Here is a 23,227-nt window from a genome sequence, read left to right on the forward strand (position 1 = left end):
GCTCGACGCCGCGGAGTGTCGGTGGCGCGGGAATGAAGAGGAGCAGCGGAGCAAGCTCCGCTCTACGGAGTGCCCCCGGACGGACGTAGCGTCGAGCTTGCTCGACGCCGCGGAGTGTCGGTGGCGTGGGCATGAAGAGGAGCAGCGGAGCGAGCCCGCTCTAGGGGTGCGCGCCAGCAACGCCTCAGGCGTCAGGCGGCCAGCCGGTCGCCCAGGCGGCTCGACGCCGCGCGCAGCTCGGGCAGCAGGCCGCGATCGTCGACGATCTCGAAGTCCGGCCCGATCAGGGCCATCAGCGCCAGCAGCGCATCGATCGATTCGGCACCCAGTTCAAGCATGCAGTGATGCGCATCCCCGGCTTCGAGGATGCCGCACCACGGCGGTACGCGTGCGGCCTGTTCTTCGATGGAGCCCGGCAGGCGCAACCGGATCTGGTAACGCGTGAACGGCTGGGTGATCGACTTGGCCACATAATCCGCCACGTCGCCGGGAAACTCCCTCGGTGGGAACTGCATGCCGGTGTCGTGCAGCGACTGCACCCGGTCCACGCGGAACGTACGCCAGTCTTCCCGCTTCAGGTCCCACGCGACCAGATACCAGCGGCTGCCGGTGTGCACCAGGCGCAGCGGCTCGATCACGCGCTCGCTGGCGCGCTGGCTGCGGTCGCGGTACTGCATGCGCAAACGGAAGCCATCGCGGCAGGCGCTGGCGATGCGCAGCAGCAGGTCGACGTCGGACGTCGGCACGCCCCCGGCGAGCGACAGGGTGACCGAGTACAGCGCGCTGGCCCGCTTGCGCAGGCGCGCGGGCAGCCACTGGTCGAGCTTGGACAGCAGTCGCAACGCGGTGTCTTCCATGCGCCCCACGCTGGCCGCGGCGGTGCGCAGGGCCACCGCCACCGCGACGGCCTCATCGTCTTCCAGCAGCACCGGCGGCATGGCCGAGCCGGAACCCAGCCGGTAGCCGCCACCCAGTCCGGGCGAGGCGTCGATGGGATACCCCAGTTCGCGCAGGCGTTCGACGTCGCGCCGGAGCGTCCGGCGGTCCACCTCCAGGCGCTGGCTCAGTTCCGCGCCGGTCCAGTGGCGGCGGGACTGCATCAGCGACAGAAGGCGCAGAAGGCGGTTGGAGGTACTGAGCATGGGGCCAGTATGCATGTCCATCGAGGACTGTTTCTGTCCCCAATCGCCGCGACACTGGCGCCCTCTTCCCGTCAGGAGCAAGGCCGAATGACCATCCAGACCTACCAGGGGAGTTGCCACTGTGGCGCCGTGCGCTACGAGGTCGATCTCGACCTGGCCGCCGGCAGCGGGCGTTGCAATTGTTCGATCTGCACCAAGACCCGCTACTGGGGCACGGTGGTGAAGCCGGATGCGTTCCGCCTGCAGCAGGGCGAAGACGCCCTCACCCGCTATCCCTTCGGCAGCGGCATGGTCGAACACCTGTTCTGCCGGCACTGCGGCGTGAAGTCATTCGGCCGAGGCGACCTGGAGGTGCTGGGCGGGCGCTATTACTCGGTGAACCTGGCCTGCCTGGATGGCGTCGAGCCCGTCGTGCTCGCGGACATCCCCATCCGCTACGCCAACGGGCGCGACAACGACTGGTTCTCGGAGCCCGCCGTCACCCGGCACCTCTGAACGGGCTTCCATGGCAGAACGCCCCGGCATGCCGGGGCGTTCTCTTCACCTGGTACGCGGCGCGGGCGATCAGGCGCGGCTGCGACGGGCCGGGCGCTTCGCGGCGGGCTTGCGGGGTGCGGCGGCGCGCGTGCGCTTGGCGGCCGGCTTCTTGCGCGTGCGGGTCGCGATCTTGCGGGCGGGCTTCTTCAGGCCCAGCTTCACCAGCACGGGCTGCAGGCGGGCTTCGACGTCGGCGCTGAACCGCTCCACGCTGGCCTCACCCTGTTCGCGGACATCCGCCAGGCGTCCCAGCACATCGCGCTGCGCCTGCCCAGCGAGGGCTTCCGCCTGCTGGCGCGCGGCCTGCAGCTTGCCGACGGCATCATTGGCGGCGCCGATGGCCTCGCGACGGGCCACGGCGATCAAGCCGAGTCCGGCGAGCCAGACGTGGCGCAGGGTGGGTTCGGGGGTCTTGCGGGTGGTCTTCTTGGTGGCCATGGGGCATCCACATGCCGACCCCGGTGGCCGGCTTCCATGAGTGGATGCTGTCGGGCCTGCGTCGAGCAATCACACTATTGGCCGCTGACGCGACGGATTGCGTAGGGGTTGCCTGCGGACCGCGTTCGCGGCGATGCTCGCCGCACTTTGGGAGGGACGACCGATGGCAGCGAAATCTTCGAAGTGGGCCCCGTTTCCGCACGACGCCAAGGCTTATGCCTACGCCGGTGATGCATTGAAGAAGGCCTGGCCCGCCCTGCATGCCGGCGATCAGGAGCCCTACCCCGACGAGAAACGCGCCAAGGCACTGATCGCGGCCGCAGGCAAGGCCGCCAAGGGCATCGAACCCGCCGACCTCGCGCAGCGCCTGCAGGACGCTTGGCGTGCATTCCACCGGGGCGACTTCCAGGCCGCCTATGAGGCCGGTGAGGCGCTCGGCCCGCTAGGCGCCTCCGTCGCGGTGAAGGCCATCGGCATCCACGCCACCTATCTGGTGGAGGACGAAGCCGAGCAGCTCAAGCGCTTCGAGCAGGCGGCCAAACTGGCGGAGGCCGCCATCAAGGCGCTGCCTGACGAGGCCAACAGCCATTACCGCCACGCGTTCGCACTGGGGCGCTACAGCCAGGGTCTGAGCATCGCCAAGGCGCTCAAGCAGGGCATCGCCGGCAAGGTGCGCGCCGCGCTGGACGCGACGCTGGAACGCGAACCGAAGCACGCCGAAGCGCATACCGCGCTGGCGCTCTACCACGCCGAGATCATCGACAAGATCGGCGCGATGATCGGCGGCCTGACCTACGGCGCCAAGGCCAGCGAGGCCGAATCGCACATCAAGACCGCCCTCAAGCTGACACCGGACTCGCCCATCGCGCACGTCGAGTACGCCAACGTGCTGCTGCTCCTGCACGGCGACAAGAAGGAAGATGCGGCCGCGTCGTCGTTCGAGAAGGCCGGCAAGCTGAAGCCGCGCGACGCCATGGAAGCGCTGGACGCCGCCCACGCGAATGCGCAGATCGAGTAAGTCCCTGCCCCTCGCGCTGGCCGCCTTTTGGCTGGCCGGCGCGGTGCCCGCCCTGGCCGCACCGCCCGCGGCAGCCCCGGCGGCAAGCACGCCGGTGGCACCCGCCGTACCGGAAGGACCAACCGATACGCTGGTTGCTGCGCTGACCTGTCGCACGACCGTCGCCGACCTGTCCCGGCTGCTGCCGCGGTTGCGCCGCGAGCGCCCCACCGAGTTCGTGCAGACCGAGCGCCAGTACAGCGCGCCGATGATGGACCTGTATCGCCTGGAAGAACCGGTCAACGCCTGGGGCCACGAAAGCGACGCCGTGCTCATCACCGACAACCGCGTGCTGTTGCTGGTGGACAGCCCGATCGAACAGGCGACCGCGCAACTCGAGCGCACGCTGGAAGAAAGCAAGGATGCGCCGCTGTCCGGCGCACTCGACGACGCGCACGCGCTGGTCGTCTACGCCGATGAGCGTCCGGGCCTGCGGGGACGCACGCTGGTGGGATGCGAATACCGGCTGCCGGATATTTCGTTGCTCGCAGATCCCGCCGACGCGTGGCGCACGCCCAGGCCCTGATCGCCACGCGCGTGCGGTGACGCACGCACTTCGCTGACGCATGTAACGATGACCGTCGCCAGGCGGCCACGTCGCGTGCGCTCGTGCATGCGCCTTTTGCCCTGAAGGGCGCCCTTAACGGCCGTTCCCGTCCCTTCTTTAGGGTCTCCGTCACGTTTTCGGCGCCCGCCGAAACGCACGCGCCGCGGGGCTTTCCGGCGCCTAACACATTTTTTTGCACGACCCCTAAAGGTTTTTTTGGCAGCGCCGTTATTCATTTCGCAACACGAAGACGACTAGCCCAACAAAACCAACCGGCAGCGTCTTTTCCCTTCAACGCCGTGAATCCAAATAAGAGGAGACGAACATGGCACAGGTAATCAACACCAATACGATGTCGCTCAACGCTCAGCGCAACCTGAGCACCAGCGGCGCCTCTCTGGCCACCACCATCCAGCGCCTGTCGTCGGGCCTGCGCATCAACAGTGCGAAGGACGACGCGGCCGGTCTGGCCATCTCCGAACGCTTCAGCACGCAGATCCGTGGCCTCGACGTCGCCGTGCGCAATGCCAATGACGGCATCTCGCTGGCCCAGGTCGCCGAAGGCTCGCTGACCGAGATCGGCAACAACCTGCAGCGCATCCGCGAACTGGCCGTGCAGTCCTCCAACGCCAGCAACTCGGCGTCCGACCGTGCCGCGCTGAACGCGGAAGTCAAGCAGCTGTCCGCCGAAATCGACCGCGTCGCCAAGCAGGCCGACTTCAACGGCACCAAGCTGCTGGACGGCTCCTTCACCAGCCAGCTGTTCCAGGTGGGCGCCAACGCCGGCCAGGCCATCGCCATCGACAAGGTGGTCGATGCGCGCTCGGCGACGCTGGGCGGTTCGCAGTTCGACAGCGGCACGCTGGCCATCACCGCCGCCGCTTCCGCCACCGCGGACATCGCCATCACCGGTCTCACCCTGACCGACAGCGCCGGCAATGTCGTCGCCTTCGACGACCTGACCGTGAAGAGCCAGGGGTCGGTAGCGGCCACCAACGAAGCCGCCGCCAAGGCGCTTGCCGCCCATATCAACGGCAAGCTCGGCGAAACCGGCATCTACGCCAACGTCGATGCCGCCGGCACTGGCCTGGAGCTGACCTCCATCAAGACCAGCGTGGACGCCAATGGCGACTTCGCAGCCTTCGGCGTCGCCATCACGGGTGGCGCCTATACCGCGACGGCTGCTGCCACCAGCGAGGTGCCGAAGTTCGTATCCGACCTGGACATCTCGAACTTCGCGGGTGCCCAGCAGGCGCTTGAAATCGTCGACAAGGCGTTGACGGCCGTCAACGGCGCGCGCGCCGACCTGGGTGCCATCCAGAACCGCTTCACCTCGGTCGTTGCGAACCTGCAGACCAGCTCGGAAAACCTCGCCGCCTCGCGCAGCCGCATCCGCGACACCGATTTCGCCAAGGAAACCGCCGAACTGACCCGCACCCAGATCCTGCAGCAGGCCGGTACGGCCATGCTGGCCCAGGCCAACCAGGTGCCGCAGAACGTGATGTCCCTGCTGCGGAACTAAGCCTTTGCGTCCCGGGTTGCACGGCCGGGAAGCGAACCCTCCATCCCCCCGTGCGACACACGCCTAAGGAAAACTTCTCATGGCACAGGTAATCAACACCAACACGATGTCGTTGAATGCTCAGCGCAACCTGAGCACCAGCGGCGCCTCGCTGGCCACGACCATCCAGCGTCTGTCGTCGGGTCTCCGCATCAACAGCGCCAAGGACGACGCGGCCGGTCTGGCCATCTCCGAACGCTTCAGCACCCAGATCCGCGGCCTGGACGTCGCGGTGCGCAACGCCAACGACGGCATTTCGCTGGCACAGGTCGCCGAAGGTTCGCTGACCGAGATCGGCAACAACCTGCAGCGCATCCGTGAGCTGTCGGTGCAGTCGGCCAACGCGACGAACTCCTCGTCCGACCGCGCTGCGCTGAACGCCGAAGTCAAGCAGCTCACCGCCGAAATCGATCGCGTCGCCAAGCAGGCCGACTTCAACGGTACCAAGCTGCTGGACGGTTCGTTCTCCAGCCAGCTGTTCCAGGTGGGCGCCAACGCCGGCCAGGCCATCGCCATCGACAAGGTCGTCGACGCCAAGGCCAACGCCCTGGGCGGCGCCCGCTTCGACAGCAATGCGCTGACGCTCGCCGACCTTACCGCGAACGCCAACGTCAGCATCTCCGGTCTGCAGATCAACGGCGTGGCCATCGATAGCGTGCAGGTCACGCAGGGTGCGGACGGTGCGGCCACGGCCGCGGCCGCGCGTACCGCCGTCGCGACGGCGATCAACGCCAAGATGGGCGAAACCGGTGTGTATGCCGAAGTCAACGGTACCACCGGGCTGACCCTGACCTCGGTCAAGGACAGCAGCAACACCGACGGCTCGTTCAAGGCGATCACTGCCACCGTGGGTACCTGGGCGGGCACCAACGCCGCCGACACGAACCAGACCTACACGGCGACCGTCGCCGCCTCGGCACCCGCCAGGCAGTTCGCCAGCAACCTGGACATCAGCTCGGTCAAGGGTGCGCAGCAGGCGCTTGAAATCGTCGACAAGGCGCTGACCTCGGTCAACGGCGCGCGCGCCGACCTGGGTGCGGTGCAGAACCGCTTCACCTCGGTGGTCGCCAACCTGCAGACCAGCTCGGAAAACCTGGCCGCCTCGCGCAGCCGCATCCGCGACACCGATTTCGCCAAGGAAACCGCCGAACTGACCCGCACCCAGATCCTGCAGCAGGCCGGTACGGCCATGCTGGCCCAGGCCAACCAGGTGCCGCAGAACGTGATGTCCCTGCTGCGTTAAGCCGCTGAACGGCATCGGGCGGGCGATTCTCTCCCCGCACGCCTGATGCCCACCTCTCCAACGCCTTGAGGAACCCTCCATGGCACAAGTCATCAACACCAACACGATGTCGTTGAATGCCCAGCGCAACCTGAGCACCAGCGGCGCCTCGCTCGCCACCACCATCCAGCGTCTGTCGTCGGGCCTGCGCATCAACAGCGCCAAGGACGACGCGGCCGGTCTGGCGATCTCCGAGCGCTTCTCCACCCAGATCCGTGGCCTCGACGTCGCCGTGCGCAATGCCAACGACGGCATTTCGCTGGCACAGGTCGCCGAAGGTTCGCTGACCGAAATCGGCAACAACCTGCAGCGCATCCGTGAGCTGTCGGTGCAGTCAGCCAACGCGACGAACTCCTCGTCCGACCGCGCCGCGCTGAACGCCGAGGTGAAGCAGCTCACGGCCGAAATCGACCGCGTCGCCAAGCAGTCGGACTTCAACGGCACCAAGCTGCTGGACGGCTCGTTCTCCAGCCAGCTGTTCCAGGTCGGTGCCAACGCCGGCCAGGCCATCGCGATCGACAAGGTGGTCAACGCCAAGGCCGACGCGCTGGGCGGCTCGCTGTTCGCCAGCGCCAGCTTCACCGCCACCGCCGCCGGCACGGCGGGTGCCGGCCCGTACAGCCACAATGCCGTCACTATCGCCGCCTTCACGGTGACCAACGGCGGCAACACGGTCAGCTTCGATGCGATCGATGTCGCCGCATCAGGTGCCACCTATGCCACGGCGGCAGAGGCAGGCGTCGCCAGCCAGATCGCGCAGGGCAATGCCATCGCCGCCGCGGTGAACGCCAAGACGGCCGACACCGGCGTAACGGCCGAAGTGAACGCCACGACCGGCGCTGTCTCGTTCTCGTCCTGGAAGGAAGGCGCCGTCGGCGACCAGATCACCAGCACGCTGGCAGGTGGCACGCTGACCAACACGGCCATCGCCGCTGGCGACGCCAAGTTCGCGGACGACCTGGACATCTCCAGCTTCGCCGGTGCGCAGCGTGCGCTGCAGATCGTCGACAAGGCGTTGAACGCGGTCAATGGCGCGCGCGCCGACCTGGGTGCGGTGCAGAACCGCTTCACCTCGGTGGTCGCCAACCTGCAGACCAGCTCGGAAAACCTGGCCGCCTCGCGCAGCCGCATCCGCGACACCGACTTCGCCAAGGAAACCGCGGAGCTGACCCGCACCCAGATCCTGCAGCAGGCCGGTACGGCCATGCTGGCCCAGGCCAACCAGGTGCCCCAGAACGTGATGTCGCTGCTGCGCTAAACCGCTTTACAGGAATCGTTGACTGGCGCGGGCGTCCCGGATGGATTCGTCTCCCTCCGATTGACGCCGGGAGGAAGGGCCCAACCCTTCCTCCGCCTCCCACCGGCTTGGTGGTCGGCGCCGGGCGTTCCTCTCCGCATCAATCCCGAGCCCCAGGCTTTACCCTTCCATTTTCCAGGACCCCGTCATGGCACAGGTCATCAACACCAACACGATGTCGCTCAACGCTCAGCGCAACCTGAGCACCAGCGGCGCCTCGCTCGCCACCACCATCCAGCGCTTGTCGTCCGGCCTGCGCATCAACAGCGCGAAGGACGACGCCGCCGGTCTGGCGATCTCCGAGCGCTTCTCCACCCAGATCCGCGGCCTCGATGTCGCCGTGCGCAACGCCAACGACGGCATCTCGCTGGCGCAGGTCGCCGAAGGCTCGCTGACCGAAATCGGCAACAACCTGCAGCGCATCCGCGAGCTGTCGGTGCAGTCGGCCAACGCGACGAACTCCTCGTCCGACCGCGCCGCGCTGAATGCGGAAGTGAAGCAGCTGTCGGCCGAAATCGACCGTGTCGCCAAGCAGTCGGAGTTCAACGGCACCAAGCTGCTGGACGGCTCGTTCTCCAGCCAGCTGTTCCAGGTCGGTGCCAACGCCGGCCAGGCCATCGCCATCGACAAGGTGGTCGACGCCAAGGCCGCTTCGCTGGGCAACGTCAAGTTCGCCGCCGACGTGACCAGTGCCGCCATCGCCGACGCCGGCGCCGACGGCAGCATCACCGGCATGACACTCAACGGTGTCACCATCGATACGGTGGAGTACAAGAACGGCGCCGCAGGTGCGGATATCGCCAAGGCCCTGTCCACGGCGATCAACGCCAAGATGGGCGAAACCGGTGTGTATGCGACCGTGGGTGGCGCCGGCAACAACGAGGTCACGCTGGCATCGGTCAAGGCCGGCAAGGACCTGACCATCGCCGGTACGCCGGCCAATTCCGGGTTCACCGCCGGCCAGTCGGTCACCGCAGCCGCCACCGCGACCGCGACCGTCATCTCCAGCTTGGACATCAGTTCCGTGAAGGGCGCACAGCAGGCCCTGGACGTGGTCGATGAAGCGCTGAAGTCGGTCAACTCGGCCCGCGCCGACCTGGGTGCGGTGCAGAACCGCTTCACCTCGGTGGTCGCCAACCTGCAGACCAGCTCGGAAAACCTGGCCGCCTCGCGCAGCCGCATCCGCGATACCGACTTCGCCAAGGAAACCGCCGAGCTGACCCGCACCCAGATCCTGCAGCAGGCCGGTACGGCCATGCTGGCCCAGGCCAACCAGGTGCCGCAGAACGTGATGTCGCTGCTGCGCTAAACCGCTTTACAGGAATCGTTGCCTGGCGCAGGCGTCCCGGATGGATTCGTCTCCCTCCGATTGACGCCGGGAAGAAGGGCTGGCCCCTTCTTCCGCCCTCCACCGGCTTGGTGGTCGGCGCCGGGCCTTCCTTCTCCGTTGTAGATCCCCTTTCCTTCCACCCGGGTCCGCGTCATGGCACAGGTCATCAACACCAACACGATGTCGTTGAATGCCCAGCGCAACCTGAGCACCAGCGGCGCCTCGCTCGCCACCACCATCCAGCGCCTGTCGTCCGGCCTGCGCATCAACAGCGCGAAGGACGACGCCGCCGGTCTGGCGATCTCCGAGCGCTTCTCCACCCAGATCCGCGGCCTCGATGTCGCCGTGCGCAACGCCAACGACGGCATCTCGCTGGCGCAGGTCGCCGAAGGTTCGCTGACCGAGATCGGCAACAACCTGCAACGCATCCGCGAACTGGCCGTGCAATCGTCCAACGCGACCAATTCCTCCTCCGACCGCGCCGCGCTGAACGCCGAGGTCAAGCAGCTGACCGCCGAGATCGATCGCGTGGCCAAGCAGTCGGAGTTCAACGGCACCAAGCTGCTGGACGGTTCGTTCTCCAGCCAGCTGTTCCAGGTCGGCGCCAATGCCGGCCAGGCCATCGCCATCGACAAGGTGGTGGATGCCAAGTCCACCGCCCTGGGCAAGGCCCAGTTCGGGTCCACCGGCGGCGTCAACGTCATGACCGGCACCGCCACGGCGGACGGCAAGATCACCGCCATCTCGGTGACCAACGCGTCGGGCAAGACGTTCGCGATCGACGACGTCGATGTAAAGGCCGGCGACACAGGCGCCCAGGTCACCGCCAAGGTGATGGGCGCCATCAACGCCAAGATCGGCGAACACGGCATCTACGCCGAATCGACCGGAACCTCGGGGTCGTTCTACACCGTGGGTGAAGCCGTCAACGCCAGTGGGGCGCCCGCGGCGATCAGCATCGTCTACGGCACCAGCGGTGCGGCCGGCATCGTCTCTGGCAGCGGCGTGAACGGCGGTACGCCGGGTGCCGGCGAAGTGAAGGGCCTGTCCGATCTGGACGTGACCTCGTACCTCGACGCTTCGCGCGCCGTGACCATCGTCGACAAGGCGCTGACGGTCGTGAACTCGGCCCGCGCCGATCTCGGTGCGGTGCAGAACCGCTTCACCTCGGTGGTCGCCAACCTGCAGACCAGCTCGGAAAACCTGGCCGCCTCGCGCAGCCGCATCCGCGACACCGACTTCGCCAAGGAAACCGCCGAACTGACCCGCACCCAGATCCTGCAGGAGGCCGGTACGGCCATGCTGGCCCAGGCCAACCAGGTGCCCCAGAACGTGATGTCGCTGCTGCGCTAGGCACTGCCGCTCCACCCTCCTTGATAGTTCCCTGTCGTCCCGGACGGATTCGTCTCCCTCCGTTTGGCAGTACCCCAGCCCCTGCCGGCAACGGCGGGGGTCTTTTTTTGGGGCGTTGGGGATGGGTGATTCGTGATTCGTGATTGGTTGGAAACAGCCGGTCTTCTCCGCCTCGCCAATCCCCAATCACCAATCACGGCTCCATTGGCACAAACCCTGCATTCCCTCCCCTGCCTGCATTTCTGACCAGCACGCCGGACCCACGGCGGCGGTGGGAGACGGAGAAATGCGGCTAAAGAACGGCTCAGCCGGGCCGTTATTGGTACTGCACGGGCGGGTCCCATTCGTCATCGGATGGCGGCCCGCCCGGCCTCCCTTTTTGCGGAAAGGGCCAGACAGGAGACAGGGCAATGGCAGATTATTCGCTGGGTTACGGCGGCATCGGTTCGGGGCTGGACATCACCGGCATGGTCGAACAGCTGGTCGCGGCCGATCGCAAGCCGGCCGACAACCGCCTTAACCGCATCGAGAGCCAGGCCAAGTTCAAGCTGTCCGCCATCGGCACCGTCAGTTCGGCGTTCAGCACGCTGGATACGGCGCTCAAGGCGCTCAAGGCGCCCACCGCCTTCGACGTGCGCACGGTCAAGTCGGGGACCGACACGGTCGCCGGCGCCAGCGTCTCCAGCGGCACGCCCAACGGCATCTACAACGTGGAGGTGGTCGAACTGGCCACCGCCAACAAATGGATCACCAACACCCCGGTGACCGCCACCCAGACCTTCGGCGCCGGCCAATTGACGCTGACCGTCGGCGGCGAGTCGCTCGCCATCGACATCGCCGAGGGCGCGACCCTGCAGGACGTGCGCAGCGCGATCAACGACGCCGCGCGCAGCAAGGGCGTGCAGGCCAGCGTGCTGACATCCAATGACGGCCAGTACCTGTCGGTGTCCGCCGACAAGACCGGCGCCGCCAATGGCTTCACCCTCGCCTTCACCTCCGGCGGCAGCGACCTGCAGTCGCTCGCCGCCAGCCTGCAGGAGCGCGTACCGGCCGCGGACGCCGAGGTGAAGATCGACGGCCTGACCGTCACCGCCAGCACCAACAAGATCACCGAAGCCGTGCCCGGCCTGACCCTGGACCTGAAGACCAAGGGCACCACCACGGTCACCGTGTCCACCGACAGCGCCGCTGCCAGCAAGCTGATCCAGGATTTCGTGACGGCGTACAACACCGCCATCAACGCGATCAACGCCAGCACCAAGTACAACGCCGAGAGCAACGAACCTTCGGCGCTGACCGGCGACGCGCAGATGCGCAGCGCGTCGGGCCAGCTGCGCGCCCTGATGGGCGACCTGCTCGGCGGCCTGGCCGCGCAGGGGCTGGACGCGAAGACACTGGGCCTGCAGACCAAGGGTTATCCGACCTCGGACGGCACGCTGGTGTTCGACAGCAGCAAATTCACCGCCGCGCTCACCGCCGATCCGGAAAAGATCCGCACCGCCTTCACCGGCGACACCGCGTTCGCCGGCCGCCTGCAGACGGCCGTCGGCAGCTACATCGGCACCGATGGCGCCTTCACCCTGCGCACCAACGGCCTCAACGCCCAGATCAAGGACGTCACCGCGCAGCGCACCGCGCTCGATGCGCGCATGGAAGCCGTCGGCAACCGCTACAAGGCGCAGTTCGTCGCGCTGGACAGCATGATTTCGCAGATGAACACCACCAGCTCGGCCCTCGCCCAGCAGCTGGCGTCGCTCACCGCTCAGACGAGCAGTTAATCACCGCGGGTCCGGATCGCCTCCGCGACCGGATCTCCAGGAGAAATGGAATGTCACTTCAGTCCTACGCCGCGCAGTACCGCAACACCGGCCTCAGCAGCGCCGTGATGGAAGCGGATCCGCACCGCCTGGTCGCCCTGCTGCTGTCGGGCGCCTGCGAGCGCCTGCGCCTGGCGGAAGCCTGCGTGGTGCGCGGCGACCTGGCGCGCAAGGGCAAGGCGATCGGCGAAGTCAGCGCCATCATCGGCCACCTCAACGGTTCGCTCGACCATGAGGCCGGCGGCGAGATCGCCAGCAGTCTGTCGGCCCTGTACGACTACGTGCAGACGCGGCTGATCGAGGCCAACCTGCACAACGATCCTGCCGCCCTGCGCGAGTCGCTGGAGCTGCTGGGCGAGATCGAATCGGCCTGGAACGCGATCCCCAGCGAACAGCGCCAAGTGCCGGCGATGGCCGCGGCAGGATGAGCGCCGCGCCGGCCCTCGACGACCTGTTCGCCCAGTTGGACGGCATGCGGCATGCGCTGCACGCCGGCGAGCTGGAAGACGTGGAGCGCCTGCTCAACCGGCACGACCATGACGTGCGTGCCTTCCTGCATGCCGACGGCGGCAGGACCGCCGGCTACGACGCACTGGCCGTACTGCTGCGCGCGCAACTCGAGCTGCAGAAATCCATGCAGGATGCACGCGAACAGGCGCGCGTCCGCATGCACGCCACCCAGCGCGCGGATCGCGCCGCGCGCGCCTACCTGTCCGTCGTCGAGGGCTGAGCCATGGGCACGTCGATCATCCTGGTGGAGCATCCCGCCGAGCACGCGCTCTTCGACGGCGCGCTCACCTGCGATGTCGTGCTGCCGGCGCGTTTCGATGCCGGCGCGCGTGCCGTGATGCAGGCGCCGTCGGAGGCCCTGCTGAAAGGGCTCGCCGTCGCCGAGGATGTGCGTGGCGACGACCCGGAAGAACGCAAGGAAGCCACGCCCAGCCAGCAGCGCATCGAAGCCAAGCTCGACCTGGTGCTGTCGTTGCTGGGCCGCCTGGCGCGACGGCACGAAGACACCCTGCCTGTCACCGCGTTGCGCTGGTCGCACCGCGGCGTGCGGCTGGATGCGGTCTCACCAGCGGCGCATTCTGCGGAAACCGTAGGTGTCGTCATGCTGCAACCCGCGGCCTGGCTGAGCGACCAGATCGAACTGCCGGTGAAGGTGTTGGATCACGTCGAAGGCACGCACGGCCTGCATCATCTGTGGTTGCAGTTCGAGGGTCTGAACGCCGGCCTGGCCGAAGCGATGGATCGCCATCTCTTCCGCCTGCATCGCCGTCAGGTGGCCGAAGCGCGGCAACAGTTGCACGCGACACGGACGTGAACGCGTTTCGCGCAACCGTGCGCGACGACGCCACCTGCCACGCGCCGCATGCTGGCGACGGTCTTGCGGAATCGGTGGTTTTACCGACGCTGGCGAGCCAGCAAGTGTGAACCACGTCGACATTTCACATCTCCATCGCGTTTGTGAATTGGCGTGGACGCATCGCGCCGCTATCGTGACCTGACCCTGCAACGCGACAGCCACTGATTTCTCCCGTGCGTGTACTCATCGTCGACGACCACACCCTGGTCCGCGCCGGCATCGGACGCCTGCTGCAGGCGTTGCCCGATGTCGATGTCGTGGCCGAGGCCTGCAATGCGCAACAGGCGCTGGACATGGCGGCGATCCATCGCCCCGACGTGATCCTGCTGGACCTGTCGCTCCCTGATCGCAGCGGCTTGGAGTTGTTGCCGCTGCTGCGCGATTCGCTGCCGCAGACGCGCGTGGTGATGATGTCCATGCACAACGATCCCACCCAGGTGCGCGTGGCGCTCGATCGCGGTTGCGCAGGCTTCGTCGTCAAGGAAGCGGCGCCGATGGAACTGGAACTCGCGCTGCGCGCCGCCGCCAGCGGCCAGGTGTTCCTCAGCCCGCAGGTGTCGTCGAAGATGCTGGCACCGATGCTCAATCCGCAGCGTCCCACCGGCATCGCCGCGTTGTCGCCACGGCAGCGCGAAATCCTGCGCCAGTTGGGCGGCGGCATGAGCAGCAAGGAAATCGCCGCGCAGTTGGGCATCAGCGTCAAGACAGTCGAAACGCACCGCGCGCGCATGATGGAGTCGCTGGGCTGCCGTCGCGCCAACGATCTGCTGCTGCTGGCCGCGCGCCACCAGAACGAACTGGCCTGAGCCTTGCAGTACACCCCGGGCAATGCCCGTTCCGTGACGGAATTCCGTTGCAGCGCGTCCTCCCCGGGCCTCCATTCCCGCCATTGAACCGACGTCGTAGGGGAAACCCTGACGGCGCGTCGGGCGTGCCCGCAGCACAACCAGAAATGCCCTGATTTTTTTTCCGTCACCCGCCCCGCACAGTGTCAACACGATGTGAAGCCGCCTCGGCACGCCATCGAATCGGGGACCACGGGAATGAAGACGGGACTTTCCACCCAGCTCGGGCAGCAACTCCACCTGACGCCGCAACTGCTGCAGTCGATCCGGCTGCTGCAGCTGGATGGCCTGCAGCTGGAGCTGGAAGTGCGCCGCGCGCTGGACCTGAATCCGCTGCTCGAAGTCGAGGAGACCCACGACGCCGACCAGAGTGGCGAGATCGAGGTGCTGCCCGCGCAGGACGTCGCCACGCTGGAAACCGCGGCCTTCGACGAACTGCCCGAATCCAGCCTGTGGGACGTCCCCGGTGCGGGCTGGCAGGACGGCGACGACGACCGCATGCAGCGCGTCGAGGCCGGCGAATCCAGCGACCCACACGTACGCGTGCTGGACCGGCTGGCGCTGGAACTGGACGACCGCGCGCTCGACGTGGTCGCCTTCTGGCTGGAACACACCAACGACGCCGGCTATCTGGAACAGGCGCCCGACACGCTGGCGCTGCTGGCCTCGGCCCGCTTCGACCTGACCACCGACGCCGTACTCGCCCTGCGCGACCGCCTGCTGCGCGGCGAATTCCCCGGCCTGACCGCCGCCGACGTGCGCGAATGCCTGCAGGTGCAGCTGGACTGCCTGCAGGGCCGCGTCCCTGGCCGCCACATCGCCCATCGCATCGTCACCGACGGCATGGCGCTGCTGGCCGCGCACGAGTACGACGCCCTCGCCCGCCTGCTGGACCTCGAGCTCGACCAGGTCATGGAAGGCGTGCGCCTGGTGCTGTCGCTGGATGCCCGCCCGGGCGCCTCGCTGGCCCCGGCGCCGACCGGCTACATCGTCCCCGACGTGGTCGCCTGGCACGCCGACTGCGCCTGGCGCGTGGCGCTGAACCCGGCCACCACGCCGCGCCTGCGCGTCAACGCCATGCAGGAACGCGCGCTGGACCAGGCCGAGCCGTCCGAAGGCGCCGGCAAGCTGCGCGAACTGCTGCAGGAAGCCCGCTGGCTGACCCGCGGCCTGTCCATCCGCTACGACACCCTGCTGCGCACCGCGCGCGCCATCGTCGAACGCCAGGCCGGTTTCCTGACCCAGGGCGACGAAGCGATGGCGCCGCTGACGCTGAAGGAGATCGCCGACGCCATCGGCATGCACGAGTCCACCGTCTCGCGCATCACCACCGGCAAGTACATGCAGACCCCGCGCGGCACGTTCGAGCTGAAGCATTTCTTCGCCGTGCGGCTGGAAGGCGCCAACGTGTCCGGCCCGGCCGTGCGCGCGATGGTCCGCCGCCTGATCGACTCCGAACCGGCGGGCAAGCCGCTGGCCGACGAAGCGATCGCCGGCCTGCTGGCGCGCCAGGGCATCCATATCGCCCGCCGGACCGTGGCCAAGTACCGGGAACAGCTCGATATCGCTCCCGCCCGGGAACGCCGACGCGCTACCGTATCCGTCCTGGCAAACGCTGGATAACGGAGCACGACCGCAATGAGCAAGATCACCGTACTGCTGGTGGACGACCACGAAGGCTTCATCAACGCCGCCCTGCGCCACCTGCGCAAGGTGGAGTGGCTGGAGGTCGTGGGCCGCGCCAGCAATGGCCTGGAAGCCATCGAACGCTCCGAGACCCTGCGTCCGGACGTGGTGCTGATGGACTTGGCCATGCCAGAGATGGGCGGCCTGCAGGCCACCCGCCTGATCAAGACCCAGGACGCACCACCCTTCATCGTGATCGCCAGCCACTTCGACGACGCCGAGCACCGCGAACACGCGATGCGCGCCGGCGCCGACGACTTCGTCAGCAAGCTTTCCTACATCCAGGAAGTCTTGCCCATCCTCGAAAAATTCAAAGACCGCCGCCATGAGTGAATCCCGCATCCTCGTCATCGACGCCGACGCCGCCCGTGCCGAACGCCTGGCCGGACTGCTCGAATTCATGGACCTGACACCCCGCTGGGTCTCCAGCGCCGGTGACGTGGATGTCCGCCGCGCGCGCCAGCACGACTGGCTGGCGGTGGTGGTCGGCTCGCTCGACGACCGGAAGGCCGCCGACGCGTTCTTCGCCTGGCTGGGCAAGGCCCAACTGCCGCCGCCGGTACTGCTGCTGGAAGGCGACACCGCCGGCTTCGCCGCCGCGCACGGCCTGCACGAGGCCGGCGTCTGGGCGCTGGAAAGCCCGATCCGCCATGCGCAGCTGGAAGCTTGCCTGCGCCGCGCCAGCCTGAAGCGGCTGGATACCGAACACCAGGCGCAGCAGGTCAGCACCAGCGGCCCGACCGGCAACAGCCCGGCCGTCGTCCGCCTGCGCCGCATGATCGAGCAGGTCGCCAGCTTCGACACCACCGTGCTGGTGCTGGGCGAATCCGGCACCGGCAAGGAAGTCGTCTCGCGCGCCATCCACGACCAGTCGCCGCGCCGCGACGGGCCGTTCGTGGCCATCAACTGCGGCGCCATCCCGCCGGACCTGCTGGAGAGCGAACTGTTCGGCCACGAGAAGGGCGCCTTCACCGGCGCGCTGAGCGCGCGCAAGGGCCGCTTCGAGATGGCCGAGGGCGGCACCCTGCTGCTGGACGAGATCGGCGACATGAGCCTGCCGATGCAGGTCAAGCTGCTGCGCGTGCTGCAGGAGCGCAGCTTCGAGCGCGTCGGCGGCAACCAGACCATCCGCTGCAACGTGCGCGTGATCGCCGCCACCCACCGCAACCTGGAAACGCGGATCGCCGACGGCCACTTCCGCGAAGACCTGTTCTACCGCCTCAACGTGTTCCCCATCGAGATGCCGGCGCTGCGCGAGCGCGCCGACGACCTGCCCGACCTGGTGATGACCATCGCGGCGCAGCTGTCCCGCACCGGTCGTGGCGAAGTCCGTTTCGCCAGCGACACCCTGCAGGCGCTGCGCAGCTACGCCTGGCCGGGCAACGTGCGCGAACTGACCAACCTGGTCGAGCGCCTCGCCGTGCTGCATCCCGGCGGACTTGTGAAGGTGGCCGACCTGCCCAAGCGCTACCAGCCGGAAGGCGTGGACGCGGCCCCGGTCATCGAGACGCCGGCGCCCGCAGCCGCCGCACCGGCCATCGCGGCCCCGCTGCCGTCGGCCGTGGTGGCCGCCGCCGCGACGCCGCCCGACCGCCTGCCGGACGCCGGCATCGACCTGCGCGAGCACATCGCGCAGATCGAACTGAACCTGATCCGCGACGCGCTGGACCGCGCCGGCGGCGTGGTGGCGCATGCCGCCCAGCTGCTCGGCCTGCGCCGCACCACGCTGGTGGAAAAGCTGCGCAAGTACGGCATCGAGCGCGAGGACGTGGCGCTGGCGACGGAAAACTGACTGGCCACGGGCGCGGTTTCCGGCACGGGTCTTGCAACTGATCAGGCAAGACATTCCGACGACCGAAGCACCCGCCCATGTCCGACGTCACTTCCATCCTCTCGCAGATCCGCAGTTACCAGCACCAGGTCGGTACGCGCGCCCTCGAGCCGATGCCGAATCCGGGGGCCTTCACCCCGAACCGGGTGGGACTGGAGCAGCCGGGCGTCAAGGCGCCCAGCTTCGGCGACACCCTGCAGAACGCACTGGAAGGCGTGAACAACGCCCAGAAGACCTCCGGCGCGCTGGCGCAGGCCTTCGAACTGGGCGATCCGCGCGCGGACCTGGCGCGGGTGATGGTGGCCGCACAGCAGTCGCAGGTCGCTTTCCGCGCCACCGTCGAAGTGCGTAACCGCCTGGTGCAGGCCTACCAGGACGTCATGAACATGCCGCTGTAAGGCGGCGCCCTCTCCACCTTTCCACCTAGAACCGACCCGTCGCCATGGCCCTCACGCTCTCCAAGGAAGCCCTGAAGGAATCGCTGACCGCCGACAAGGCCGGCGCGGCGCTGACCAAGATCCAGGACGCGCGCGTGTTCAGGCAGATGGGCACGCTGCTGCTGATCGCCGGCGCGGTTGCGGTGGGCATGATGGTGTTCTTCTGGTCGCAGAAGCCGGCCTTCACCCCGCTCTACACCGGCCTGGACGCCAAGGCCACCGCCGAAGCGACCGACATGCTGCGCGCGGCGAAGATCCCGTTCCAGCTGGACCAGGCTACCGGCGCGATCTCCGTGCCCGAGGAAAACCTGCACGACGCCCGCCTGAAGCTGGCCGGTGCCGGCCTGGCCGAAAGCGGCCGCCTCGGTTTCGAGATGATGGAGCGCGACCCGGGCTTCGGCGTCAGCCAGTTCGTCGAGAACGCGCGCTACCAGCACGCGCTGGAAACCGAACTGGTCCGCACCATCACCACGCTGCGCCCGGTGCGCGACGCCCGCGTGCACCTGGCCATTCCCAAGCCCAGCGCCTTCACCCGCCAGCGCGAAGTGGCCAGCGCCTCGGTCGTGCTCGACCTGCGCTCCGGCGCGATGCTCGAACGCAACCAGGTGGACGCCATCGTGCACCTGGTGTCGTCGTCGATCCCCGACCTGGCGCCCGAGCGCGTCACCGTGGTCGACCAGAGCGGCCGCATGCTGACCATCAGCGACCCGAACAGCGAAGCCGCGCTCAACGCCGCGCAGTTCGAACGCGTGCGCAAGCTGGAAACCTCGTTCAACGACCGCATCCGCGAACTGCTGGAGCCGCTGACCGGCCCCGGCCGCGTCAACGCCGAAGTCGCCGTCGACATGGACTTCTCGGTTACCGAGGAAGCCCGCGAGACCTTCGCCAACGACCCGGCCAAGATCCGCAGCGAGCAGGTCAGCCAGAACACCACCAGCGCCGGCAGCGGTCCGGAGGGCGTGCCCGGCGCCACCAGCAATACCCCGCCCGGCCCGAACGCCGCGGCCGCCGCTGCGCCGAATCCCGCCGCGCCGGTCGAGACGAGCAGCAGTGCGACGCGCAACTTCGAGATGGACCGCACGCTGCAGCACACGCGCCAGCCCGCTGGCCGCGTGCGCCGCGTCACCGCAGCCGTGCTGGTCGACCACGTGCCGCGCACCGGCGAGAACGGCAAGGTCGTGATGACCGCGCTGGACGCCGCCACCCTGACCCGCATCGAAGCGCTGGTGAAGGAAGCCGTGGGCTTCGACGCCGCCCGCGGCGACTCCGTGTCGGTCATGAACGCCCCGTTCGTGCGCGAGACCGAAGCCCCGGTCGACGTGCCGTTCTGGGAAAGCCCGTGGCTGCACAACCCGATGGTGCGCGACATCGCGCGCTACGGCCTGGGCGCGCTGGTCGTCATCGCGCTGCTGTTCGGCGTGCTGCGCCCGGCCATGCGCCAGATCATCAGCCCGGCGGCCAAGCACAAGCGCGATACCGACGACGGCATCGACGTCAATGTCGTGGACGACGGGGACGAGGACGGCGTGGTCGCCACCCTCTCGCACGAACACGCGCCGCCGATGCGCGCCCTGCCCTCCGACGCCTACGAAGACCGCCTGCGCCAGGCGCGCGAAGCGGTGAAGACCGACTCCAAGCAGGTCGCGCAGGTGGTCAAGGACTGGGTGGCCAGCGATGAATAACGCACCGGAAACCGCCCTCAGCGGCGTGCAGCGCGCCGCCGTGCTGCTGCTCTCGCTGGGCGAGGAAGACGCCGCCGAAGTGCTCAAGCACATGAACGCCAAGGAGGTGCAGAAGCTCGGCATCGCCATGGCCACCATCTCCGGCATCAGCCGCGAGCAGGTGATGCAGGTCATGTCCAACTTCGGCGAGGCGCTGGACAAGCAGACCTCGCTGGGCATGGGCGCCGACGACTACGTGCGCAAGGTGCTGGTGCAGGCGCTGGGCGAGGACAAGGCCGGCAGCCTGATCGACCGCATCCTGCTGGGCCGCAACACCACCGGCCTGGACACGCTGAAGTGGATGGATCCACGCGCGATCGCCGACCTGGTGCGCAACGAACATCCGCAGATCATCGCCATCGTGCTGGCGCACCTGGACAGCGACCAGGCCGCCGACACGCTCAAGCTGCTGGCCGAGCGCACCCGCACCGACGTGCTGCTGCGCATCGCCACGCTGGACGGCATCCCGCCGAATGCGCTGAACGAACTCAACGAAATCATGGAGCGCCAGTTCGCCGGCAACCAGAACCTCAAGGCCTCCAGCATCGGAGGCGTGAAGGTGGCGGCCAACATCCTCAACTTCATGGATTCCGGCCAGGACCAGGTGATCCTGGGCAGCATCACCCAGGTCGACGCCGATCTCGGCGCGCGCATCCAGGACCTGATGTTCGTGTTCGACAATCTGGCCGACCTCGGCGACCGCGAACTGCAGGCGCTGCTGCGCGAAGTGCCCAACGACCGCCTAGGCCTGGCGCTGCGCGGCGCCGACGCCAAGGTGAAGGAAAAGATCACCCGCAACATGTCGCAGCGCGCGGCCCAGATCCTGCTCGAGGACATGGAAGCGCGCGGCCCCGTGCGCCTGTCCGACGTGGAAGGCGCGCAGAAGGAAATCCTCGCCATCGTGCGCCGGCTGGCTGACCAGGGCGTCATCGCCCTCACCGCCAGCGCCGAGGAAATGGTATGAGCGCGCCCTCGCCGCTGCGCTGGATGCCGGCCCCGCTCAACGCGGTGGTCTCGGATGCCATCGTCGAACAGGACGCCGCGCCACTGGTGCCGCCGACGCTCGAGGAGATCCAGGCGATCCAGGACGCCGCCTACCGCGAAGGCCTGGAACGTGGACTGGCCGAAGGCCATGCCGAGGGCTTCGCCCAGGGCCAGGCGGAAGTACGCCGGCTCGCCGCGCAGATGGAAGGCATCCTCGACAATTTTTCGCGCCCGCTCGACCGGCTGGAGAACGAGGTCGTCGCCGCGCTGTCCGAACTCGCCGTGCGCATCGCCGGTGCACTGGTCGGTCGCGCCTATCAGACCGATCCGGTCCTGCTGCAGGAACTGGCGACCACCGCGCTGGACGCTGTCGGCGGCTCGCAGCGCGAGGTCGAACTGCGCCTGCATCCGGACGACATCGCCGCGCTGACACCGGTGCTGGCGATGAGCGCCCACACGCGCCTCACCGCGGACACCTCGCTGAGCCGCGGCGACCTGCGCGTGCACGCCGAGAGCGTGCGCATCGACGGCACGCTGGAAGCCCGCCTGCGCGGCGCGCTGGACACCGTCCTCAACCGCGGAGCGCGCGCATGAGCGCCCAGCCGCTGGAGTGGCTGACCGCGCGCGACCTGCGCCTGTCGACGCGGTTGTCGCAGATCAATCCCGAACTCGGCGGCCGCGGCCTGATCCGCGAAGGCATCCTGCGCCGCGCCGTCGGCCTGACCCTGGAAGCCATCGGCTGCGAAGCGCCGATGGGCGCCACCTGCAAGGTGGAAGTCGTCGACGGCGGCTGGGTGGATGCCGAAGTGGTCGGCTTCTCCGGCGAACGTACCTACCTGATGCCCAGCGCCGAACTGCACGGTCTGCTGCCGAATGCGCGCGTGGTGCCCTCGCGCCGCCGCGGCGGCGTGGAGGTCGGCGAAGGCCTGCTGGGCCGCGTGATCGACAGCGACGGCATCCCGCTCGACGGCCGCGGCCCGATCCGCGCCGAGGGCACGGTCAGCCTGGCCGGCATGGCGATCAATCCGCTGTCGCGCGAGCCGATCACCCAGCCGCTCGATGTCGGCGTGCGCGCGATCAACGCGCTGCTGCCGATCGGTCGCGGCCAGCGCGTCGGCCTGTTCGCCGGCTCCGGCGTCGGCAAGTCCACGCTGCTGGGCATGATGACCAAGTACACCGCCGCCGACGTGATCGTCGTGGGCCTGATCGGCGAACGTGGCCGCGAAGTCCGCGATTTCGTCGAGACCACGCTCGGCCCGGCGGGCCTGGCGCGCGCCGTCGTCGTCGCCAGCCCGGCCGACCGGCCGCCGCTGGCGCGCCTGCAGGGCGCCTACCGCGCCACCGCCATCGCCGAGTGGTTCCGCGACCAGGGCTTGAATGTCCTCCTGCTGATGGATTCGCTGACCCGCTTCGCGCAGGCGCAGCGCGAGATCGGCCTGTCGGTCGGCGAACCGCCGACCACGCGCGGTTATCCGCCTTCCGTGTTCGCGCGCCTGCCGGCGCTCGTGGAACGCGCGGGCAACGGCGCGAAGGGCCGTGGCTCGATCACCGCCTTCTACACCGTGCTGACCGAAGGCGACGATCCGCAGGATCCGATCGCCGACGCCGCCCGCGCCATTCTCGACGGCCACATCCTGCTGTCGCGCCGCGTCGCTGACGCCGGCCTGTACCCGGCCATTGACGTGGAATCGTCGGTCAGCCGCGTGGTCACCGAGATCGCCGACGAGACCTGGCGCGACCGCATCCGCAAGCTCAAGCGCCTGCTGTCGGCCTACAACAGCAACCGCGACCTGATCGCCATCGGCGCCTACCAGCGCGGCAACGATCCGACCGTGGACGAGGCGCTGGAGCGCTGGCCGGAGATCGTCGAATTCCTCGGCCAGGACGTGGCGCACGCCGCCGACCTGCCGGGCAGCCGCGCCGCCCTGGAATCCCTGATCCAACGCAACCTCGCCGCCGGCGCTCCGCTGCCGCCCGGCCTGCAGTAACGCAAAGG

The 23,227-nt window shown here is 68.2% G+C and carries 23 protein-coding genes; 21 read left to right on the top strand and 2 right to left on the bottom strand.

Annotated features, from left to right (window positions below; all coding sequences use genetic code 11):
• Positions 1-191: 191 nt before the first annotated feature.
• On the bottom strand, positions 192-1,142 hold the full coding sequence (locus tag ACGHX3_RS10810) for a helix-turn-helix transcriptional regulator (RefSeq protein ID WP_394694955.1): 951 nt from the start codon (positions 1,140-1,142) through the stop codon (positions 192-194).
• An 87-nt stretch (positions 1,143-1,229) separates the two neighbouring features.
• Here ACGHX3_RS10810 and ACGHX3_RS10815 point away from each other — a divergent pair, with 87 nt between their 5' ends.
• Positions 1,230-1,637, top strand: a complete 408-nt coding sequence (locus tag ACGHX3_RS10815; RefSeq protein ID WP_394694956.1) for a GFA family protein — start codon at positions 1,230-1,232, stop codon at positions 1,635-1,637.
• A 69-nt stretch (positions 1,638-1,706) separates the two neighbouring features.
• On the opposite strand, the gene ACGHX3_RS10820 is transcribed toward ACGHX3_RS10815, so the two are convergent.
• Positions 1,707-2,117: a hypothetical protein gene (locus tag ACGHX3_RS10820; RefSeq protein WP_394694957.1), complete on the bottom strand. Its 411-nt coding sequence runs from the start codon at positions 2,115-2,117 to the stop codon at positions 1,707-1,709.
• Positions 2,118-2,280: 163 nt separating this feature from the next.
• On the opposite strand from ACGHX3_RS10820, the gene ACGHX3_RS10825 reads away from it, so the two are divergent.
• The 20 genes from ACGHX3_RS10825 (at position 2,281) to ACGHX3_RS10920 (ending at position 23,219) form a co-directional block, all read left to right on the top strand.
• Complete coding sequence (locus tag ACGHX3_RS10825) at positions 2,281-3,135, top strand: hypothetical protein (protein ID WP_394694958.1); 855 nt, start codon at positions 2,281-2,283, stop codon at positions 3,133-3,135.
• Positions 3,119-3,700: a hypothetical protein gene (locus ACGHX3_RS10830; protein WP_213604110.1), complete on the top strand. Its 582-nt coding sequence runs from the start codon at positions 3,119-3,121 to the stop codon at positions 3,698-3,700. Before ACGHX3_RS10825 ends, ACGHX3_RS10830 begins: the two co-directional genes overlap by 17 nt.
• 346 nt (positions 3,701-4,046) lie before the next feature.
• Positions 4,047-5,243 (top strand): flagellin, encoded by a 1,197-nt coding sequence (locus tag ACGHX3_RS10835; RefSeq protein ID WP_394694959.1) that lies wholly within the window; start codon positions 4,047-4,049, stop codon positions 5,241-5,243.
• Between the two features lie 79 nt (positions 5,244-5,322).
• Positions 5,323-6,525: a flagellin gene (locus ACGHX3_RS10840; protein WP_394694960.1), complete on the top strand. Its 1,203-nt coding sequence runs from the start codon at positions 5,323-5,325 to the stop codon at positions 6,523-6,525.
• Positions 6,526-6,604: 79 nt separating this feature from the next.
• Positions 6,605-7,822, top strand: a complete 1,218-nt coding sequence (locus ACGHX3_RS10845; protein ID WP_394694961.1) for a flagellin — start codon at positions 6,605-6,607, stop codon at positions 7,820-7,822.
• Positions 7,823-8,009: 187 nt separating this feature from the next.
• On the top strand, positions 8,010-9,170 hold the full coding sequence (locus tag ACGHX3_RS10850) for a flagellin (protein ID WP_394694962.1): 1,161 nt from the start codon (positions 8,010-8,012) through the stop codon (positions 9,168-9,170).
• A gap of 174 nt (positions 9,171-9,344) precedes the next feature.
• Positions 9,345-10,544, top strand: coding sequence for a flagellin (locus tag ACGHX3_RS10855; protein WP_394694963.1), 1,200 nt, complete (start codon positions 9,345-9,347; stop codon positions 10,542-10,544).
• A gap of 410 nt (positions 10,545-10,954) precedes the next feature.
• Positions 10,955-12,322, top strand: coding sequence for a flagellar filament capping protein FliD (gene fliD / locus ACGHX3_RS10860; protein ID WP_394694964.1), 1,368 nt, complete (start codon positions 10,955-10,957; stop codon positions 12,320-12,322).
• A gap of 50 nt (positions 12,323-12,372) precedes the next feature.
• On the top strand, positions 12,373-12,789 hold the full coding sequence (gene fliS / locus ACGHX3_RS10865; RefSeq protein ID WP_394694965.1) for a flagellar export chaperone FliS: 417 nt from the start codon (positions 12,373-12,375) through the stop codon (positions 12,787-12,789).
• Positions 12,786-13,091, top strand: a complete 306-nt coding sequence (locus ACGHX3_RS10870) for a hypothetical protein (protein WP_162338489.1) — start codon at positions 12,786-12,788, stop codon at positions 13,089-13,091. The genes fliS and ACGHX3_RS10870 overlap by 4 nt, the downstream gene beginning before the upstream one ends.
• A gap of 3 nt (positions 13,092-13,094) precedes the next feature.
• Positions 13,095-13,685 carry a PilZ domain-containing protein gene (locus ACGHX3_RS10875; protein ID WP_394694966.1) on the top strand — a complete coding sequence of 197 codons (591 nt, stop codon included), beginning with the start codon at positions 13,095-13,097 and terminating at the stop codon, positions 13,683-13,685.
• 215 nt (positions 13,686-13,900) lie between these two features.
• Entirely contained in the window at positions 13,901-14,533 is a 633-nt protein-coding gene (locus tag ACGHX3_RS10880) for a response regulator transcription factor (protein WP_162338487.1), read from the top strand.
• 237 nt (positions 14,534-14,770) lie between these two features.
• Entirely contained in the window at positions 14,771-16,195 is a 1,425-nt protein-coding gene (rpoN, locus tag ACGHX3_RS10885) for an RNA polymerase factor sigma-54 (protein WP_394694967.1), read from the top strand.
• A 15-nt stretch (positions 16,196-16,210) separates the two neighbouring features.
• Positions 16,211-16,591, top strand: coding sequence for a response regulator transcription factor (locus tag ACGHX3_RS10890; RefSeq protein WP_162338485.1), 381 nt, complete (start codon positions 16,211-16,213; stop codon positions 16,589-16,591).
• Positions 16,584-18,050 (top strand): sigma-54 dependent transcriptional regulator, encoded by a 1,467-nt coding sequence (locus ACGHX3_RS10895; protein ID WP_394694968.1) that lies wholly within the window; start codon positions 16,584-16,586, stop codon positions 18,048-18,050. The genes ACGHX3_RS10890 and ACGHX3_RS10895 overlap by 8 nt, the downstream gene beginning before the upstream one ends.
• Before the next feature lie 77 nt (positions 18,051-18,127).
• Positions 18,128-18,487, top strand: coding sequence for a flagellar hook-basal body complex protein FliE (gene fliE / locus ACGHX3_RS10900; RefSeq protein ID WP_192267821.1), 360 nt, complete (start codon positions 18,128-18,130; stop codon positions 18,485-18,487).
• A 44-nt stretch (positions 18,488-18,531) separates the two neighbouring features.
• Positions 18,532-20,208, top strand: a complete 1,677-nt coding sequence (gene fliF, locus ACGHX3_RS10905; RefSeq protein WP_394694969.1) for a flagellar basal-body MS-ring/collar protein FliF — start codon at positions 18,532-18,534, stop codon at positions 20,206-20,208.
• Positions 20,201-21,211, top strand: a complete 1,011-nt coding sequence (gene fliG, locus ACGHX3_RS10910; RefSeq protein ID WP_162338481.1) for a flagellar motor switch protein FliG — start codon at positions 20,201-20,203, stop codon at positions 21,209-21,211. The genes fliF and fliG overlap by 8 nt, the downstream gene beginning before the upstream one ends.
• Positions 21,208-21,825, top strand: a complete 618-nt coding sequence (locus tag ACGHX3_RS10915; protein ID WP_394694970.1) for a FliH/SctL family protein — start codon at positions 21,208-21,210, stop codon at positions 21,823-21,825. The genes fliG and ACGHX3_RS10915 overlap by 4 nt, the downstream gene beginning before the upstream one ends.
• The gene (locus tag ACGHX3_RS10920; protein WP_394694971.1) at positions 21,822-23,219 is read left to right on the top strand and encodes a FliI/YscN family ATPase; all 1,398 of its coding nucleotides are present in this window, start codon (positions 21,822-21,824) and stop codon (positions 23,217-23,219) included. Before ACGHX3_RS10915 ends, ACGHX3_RS10920 begins: the two co-directional genes overlap by 4 nt.
• The last annotated feature ends 8 nt before the right edge of the window (positions 23,220-23,227 follow it).

It is taken from the genome of Pseudoxanthomonas japonensis (assembly GCF_043632995.1).
In the GTDB taxonomy this organism is placed as follows: Bacteria; Pseudomonadota; Gammaproteobacteria; order Xanthomonadales; family Xanthomonadaceae; genus Pseudoxanthomonas_A; species Pseudoxanthomonas_A japonensis.

Excerpts from the sequence above, each read along its gene's own strand:
- ACGHX3_RS10920 (WP_394694971.1), top strand. The coding sequence starts at position 21,822 with ATGAGCGCCCAGCCGCTGGAGTGGCTGACCGCGCGCGACCTGCGCCTG.
- ACGHX3_RS10815 (WP_394694956.1), top strand. The coding sequence starts at position 1,230 with ATGACCATCCAGACCTACCAGGGGAGTTGCCACTGTGGCGCCGTGCGC.
- ACGHX3_RS10835 (WP_394694959.1), top strand. The coding sequence starts at position 4,047 with ATGGCACAGGTAATCAACACCAATACGATGTCGCTCAACGCTCAGCGC.
- ACGHX3_RS10915 (WP_394694970.1), top strand. The coding sequence starts at position 21,208 with ATGAGCGCGCCCTCGCCGCTGCGCTGGATGCCGGCCCCGCTCAACGCG.
- fliD (WP_394694964.1), top strand. The coding sequence starts at position 10,955 with ATGGCAGATTATTCGCTGGGTTACGGCGGCATCGGTTCGGGGCTGGAC.
- ACGHX3_RS10825 (WP_394694958.1), top strand. The coding sequence starts at position 2,281 with ATGGCAGCGAAATCTTCGAAGTGGGCCCCGTTTCCGCACGACGCCAAG.
- ACGHX3_RS10840 (WP_394694960.1), top strand. The coding sequence starts at position 5,323 with ATGGCACAGGTAATCAACACCAACACGATGTCGTTGAATGCTCAGCGC.
- fliE (WP_192267821.1), top strand. The coding sequence starts at position 18,128 with ATGTCCGACGTCACTTCCATCCTCTCGCAGATCCGCAGTTACCAGCAC.
- ACGHX3_RS10820 (WP_394694957.1), bottom strand. The coding sequence starts at position 2,117 with ATGGCCACCAAGAAGACCACCCGCAAGACCCCCGAACCCACCCTGCGC.
- ACGHX3_RS10850 (WP_394694962.1), top strand. The coding sequence starts at position 8,010 with ATGGCACAGGTCATCAACACCAACACGATGTCGCTCAACGCTCAGCGC.
- ACGHX3_RS10875 (WP_394694966.1), top strand. The coding sequence starts at position 13,095 with ATGGGCACGTCGATCATCCTGGTGGAGCATCCCGCCGAGCACGCGCTC.
- fliF (WP_394694969.1), top strand. The coding sequence starts at position 18,532 with ATGGCCCTCACGCTCTCCAAGGAAGCCCTGAAGGAATCGCTGACCGCC.
- ACGHX3_RS10895 (WP_394694968.1), top strand. The coding sequence starts at position 16,584 with ATGAGTGAATCCCGCATCCTCGTCATCGACGCCGACGCCGCCCGTGCC.
- fliS (WP_394694965.1), top strand. The coding sequence starts at position 12,373 with ATGTCACTTCAGTCCTACGCCGCGCAGTACCGCAACACCGGCCTCAGC.
- ACGHX3_RS10810 (WP_394694955.1), bottom strand. The coding sequence starts at position 1,142 with ATGCTCAGTACCTCCAACCGCCTTCTGCGCCTTCTGTCGCTGATGCAG.
- fliG (WP_162338481.1), top strand. The coding sequence starts at position 20,201 with ATGAATAACGCACCGGAAACCGCCCTCAGCGGCGTGCAGCGCGCCGCC.
- rpoN (WP_394694967.1), top strand. The coding sequence starts at position 14,771 with ATGAAGACGGGACTTTCCACCCAGCTCGGGCAGCAACTCCACCTGACG.
- ACGHX3_RS10855 (WP_394694963.1), top strand. The coding sequence starts at position 9,345 with ATGGCACAGGTCATCAACACCAACACGATGTCGTTGAATGCCCAGCGC.
- ACGHX3_RS10890 (WP_162338485.1), top strand. The coding sequence starts at position 16,211 with ATGAGCAAGATCACCGTACTGCTGGTGGACGACCACGAAGGCTTCATC.
- ACGHX3_RS10845 (WP_394694961.1), top strand. The coding sequence starts at position 6,605 with ATGGCACAAGTCATCAACACCAACACGATGTCGTTGAATGCCCAGCGC.
- ACGHX3_RS10870 (WP_162338489.1), top strand. The coding sequence starts at position 12,786 with ATGAGCGCCGCGCCGGCCCTCGACGACCTGTTCGCCCAGTTGGACGGC.
- ACGHX3_RS10830 (WP_213604110.1), top strand. The coding sequence starts at position 3,119 with ATGCGCAGATCGAGTAAGTCCCTGCCCCTCGCGCTGGCCGCCTTTTGG.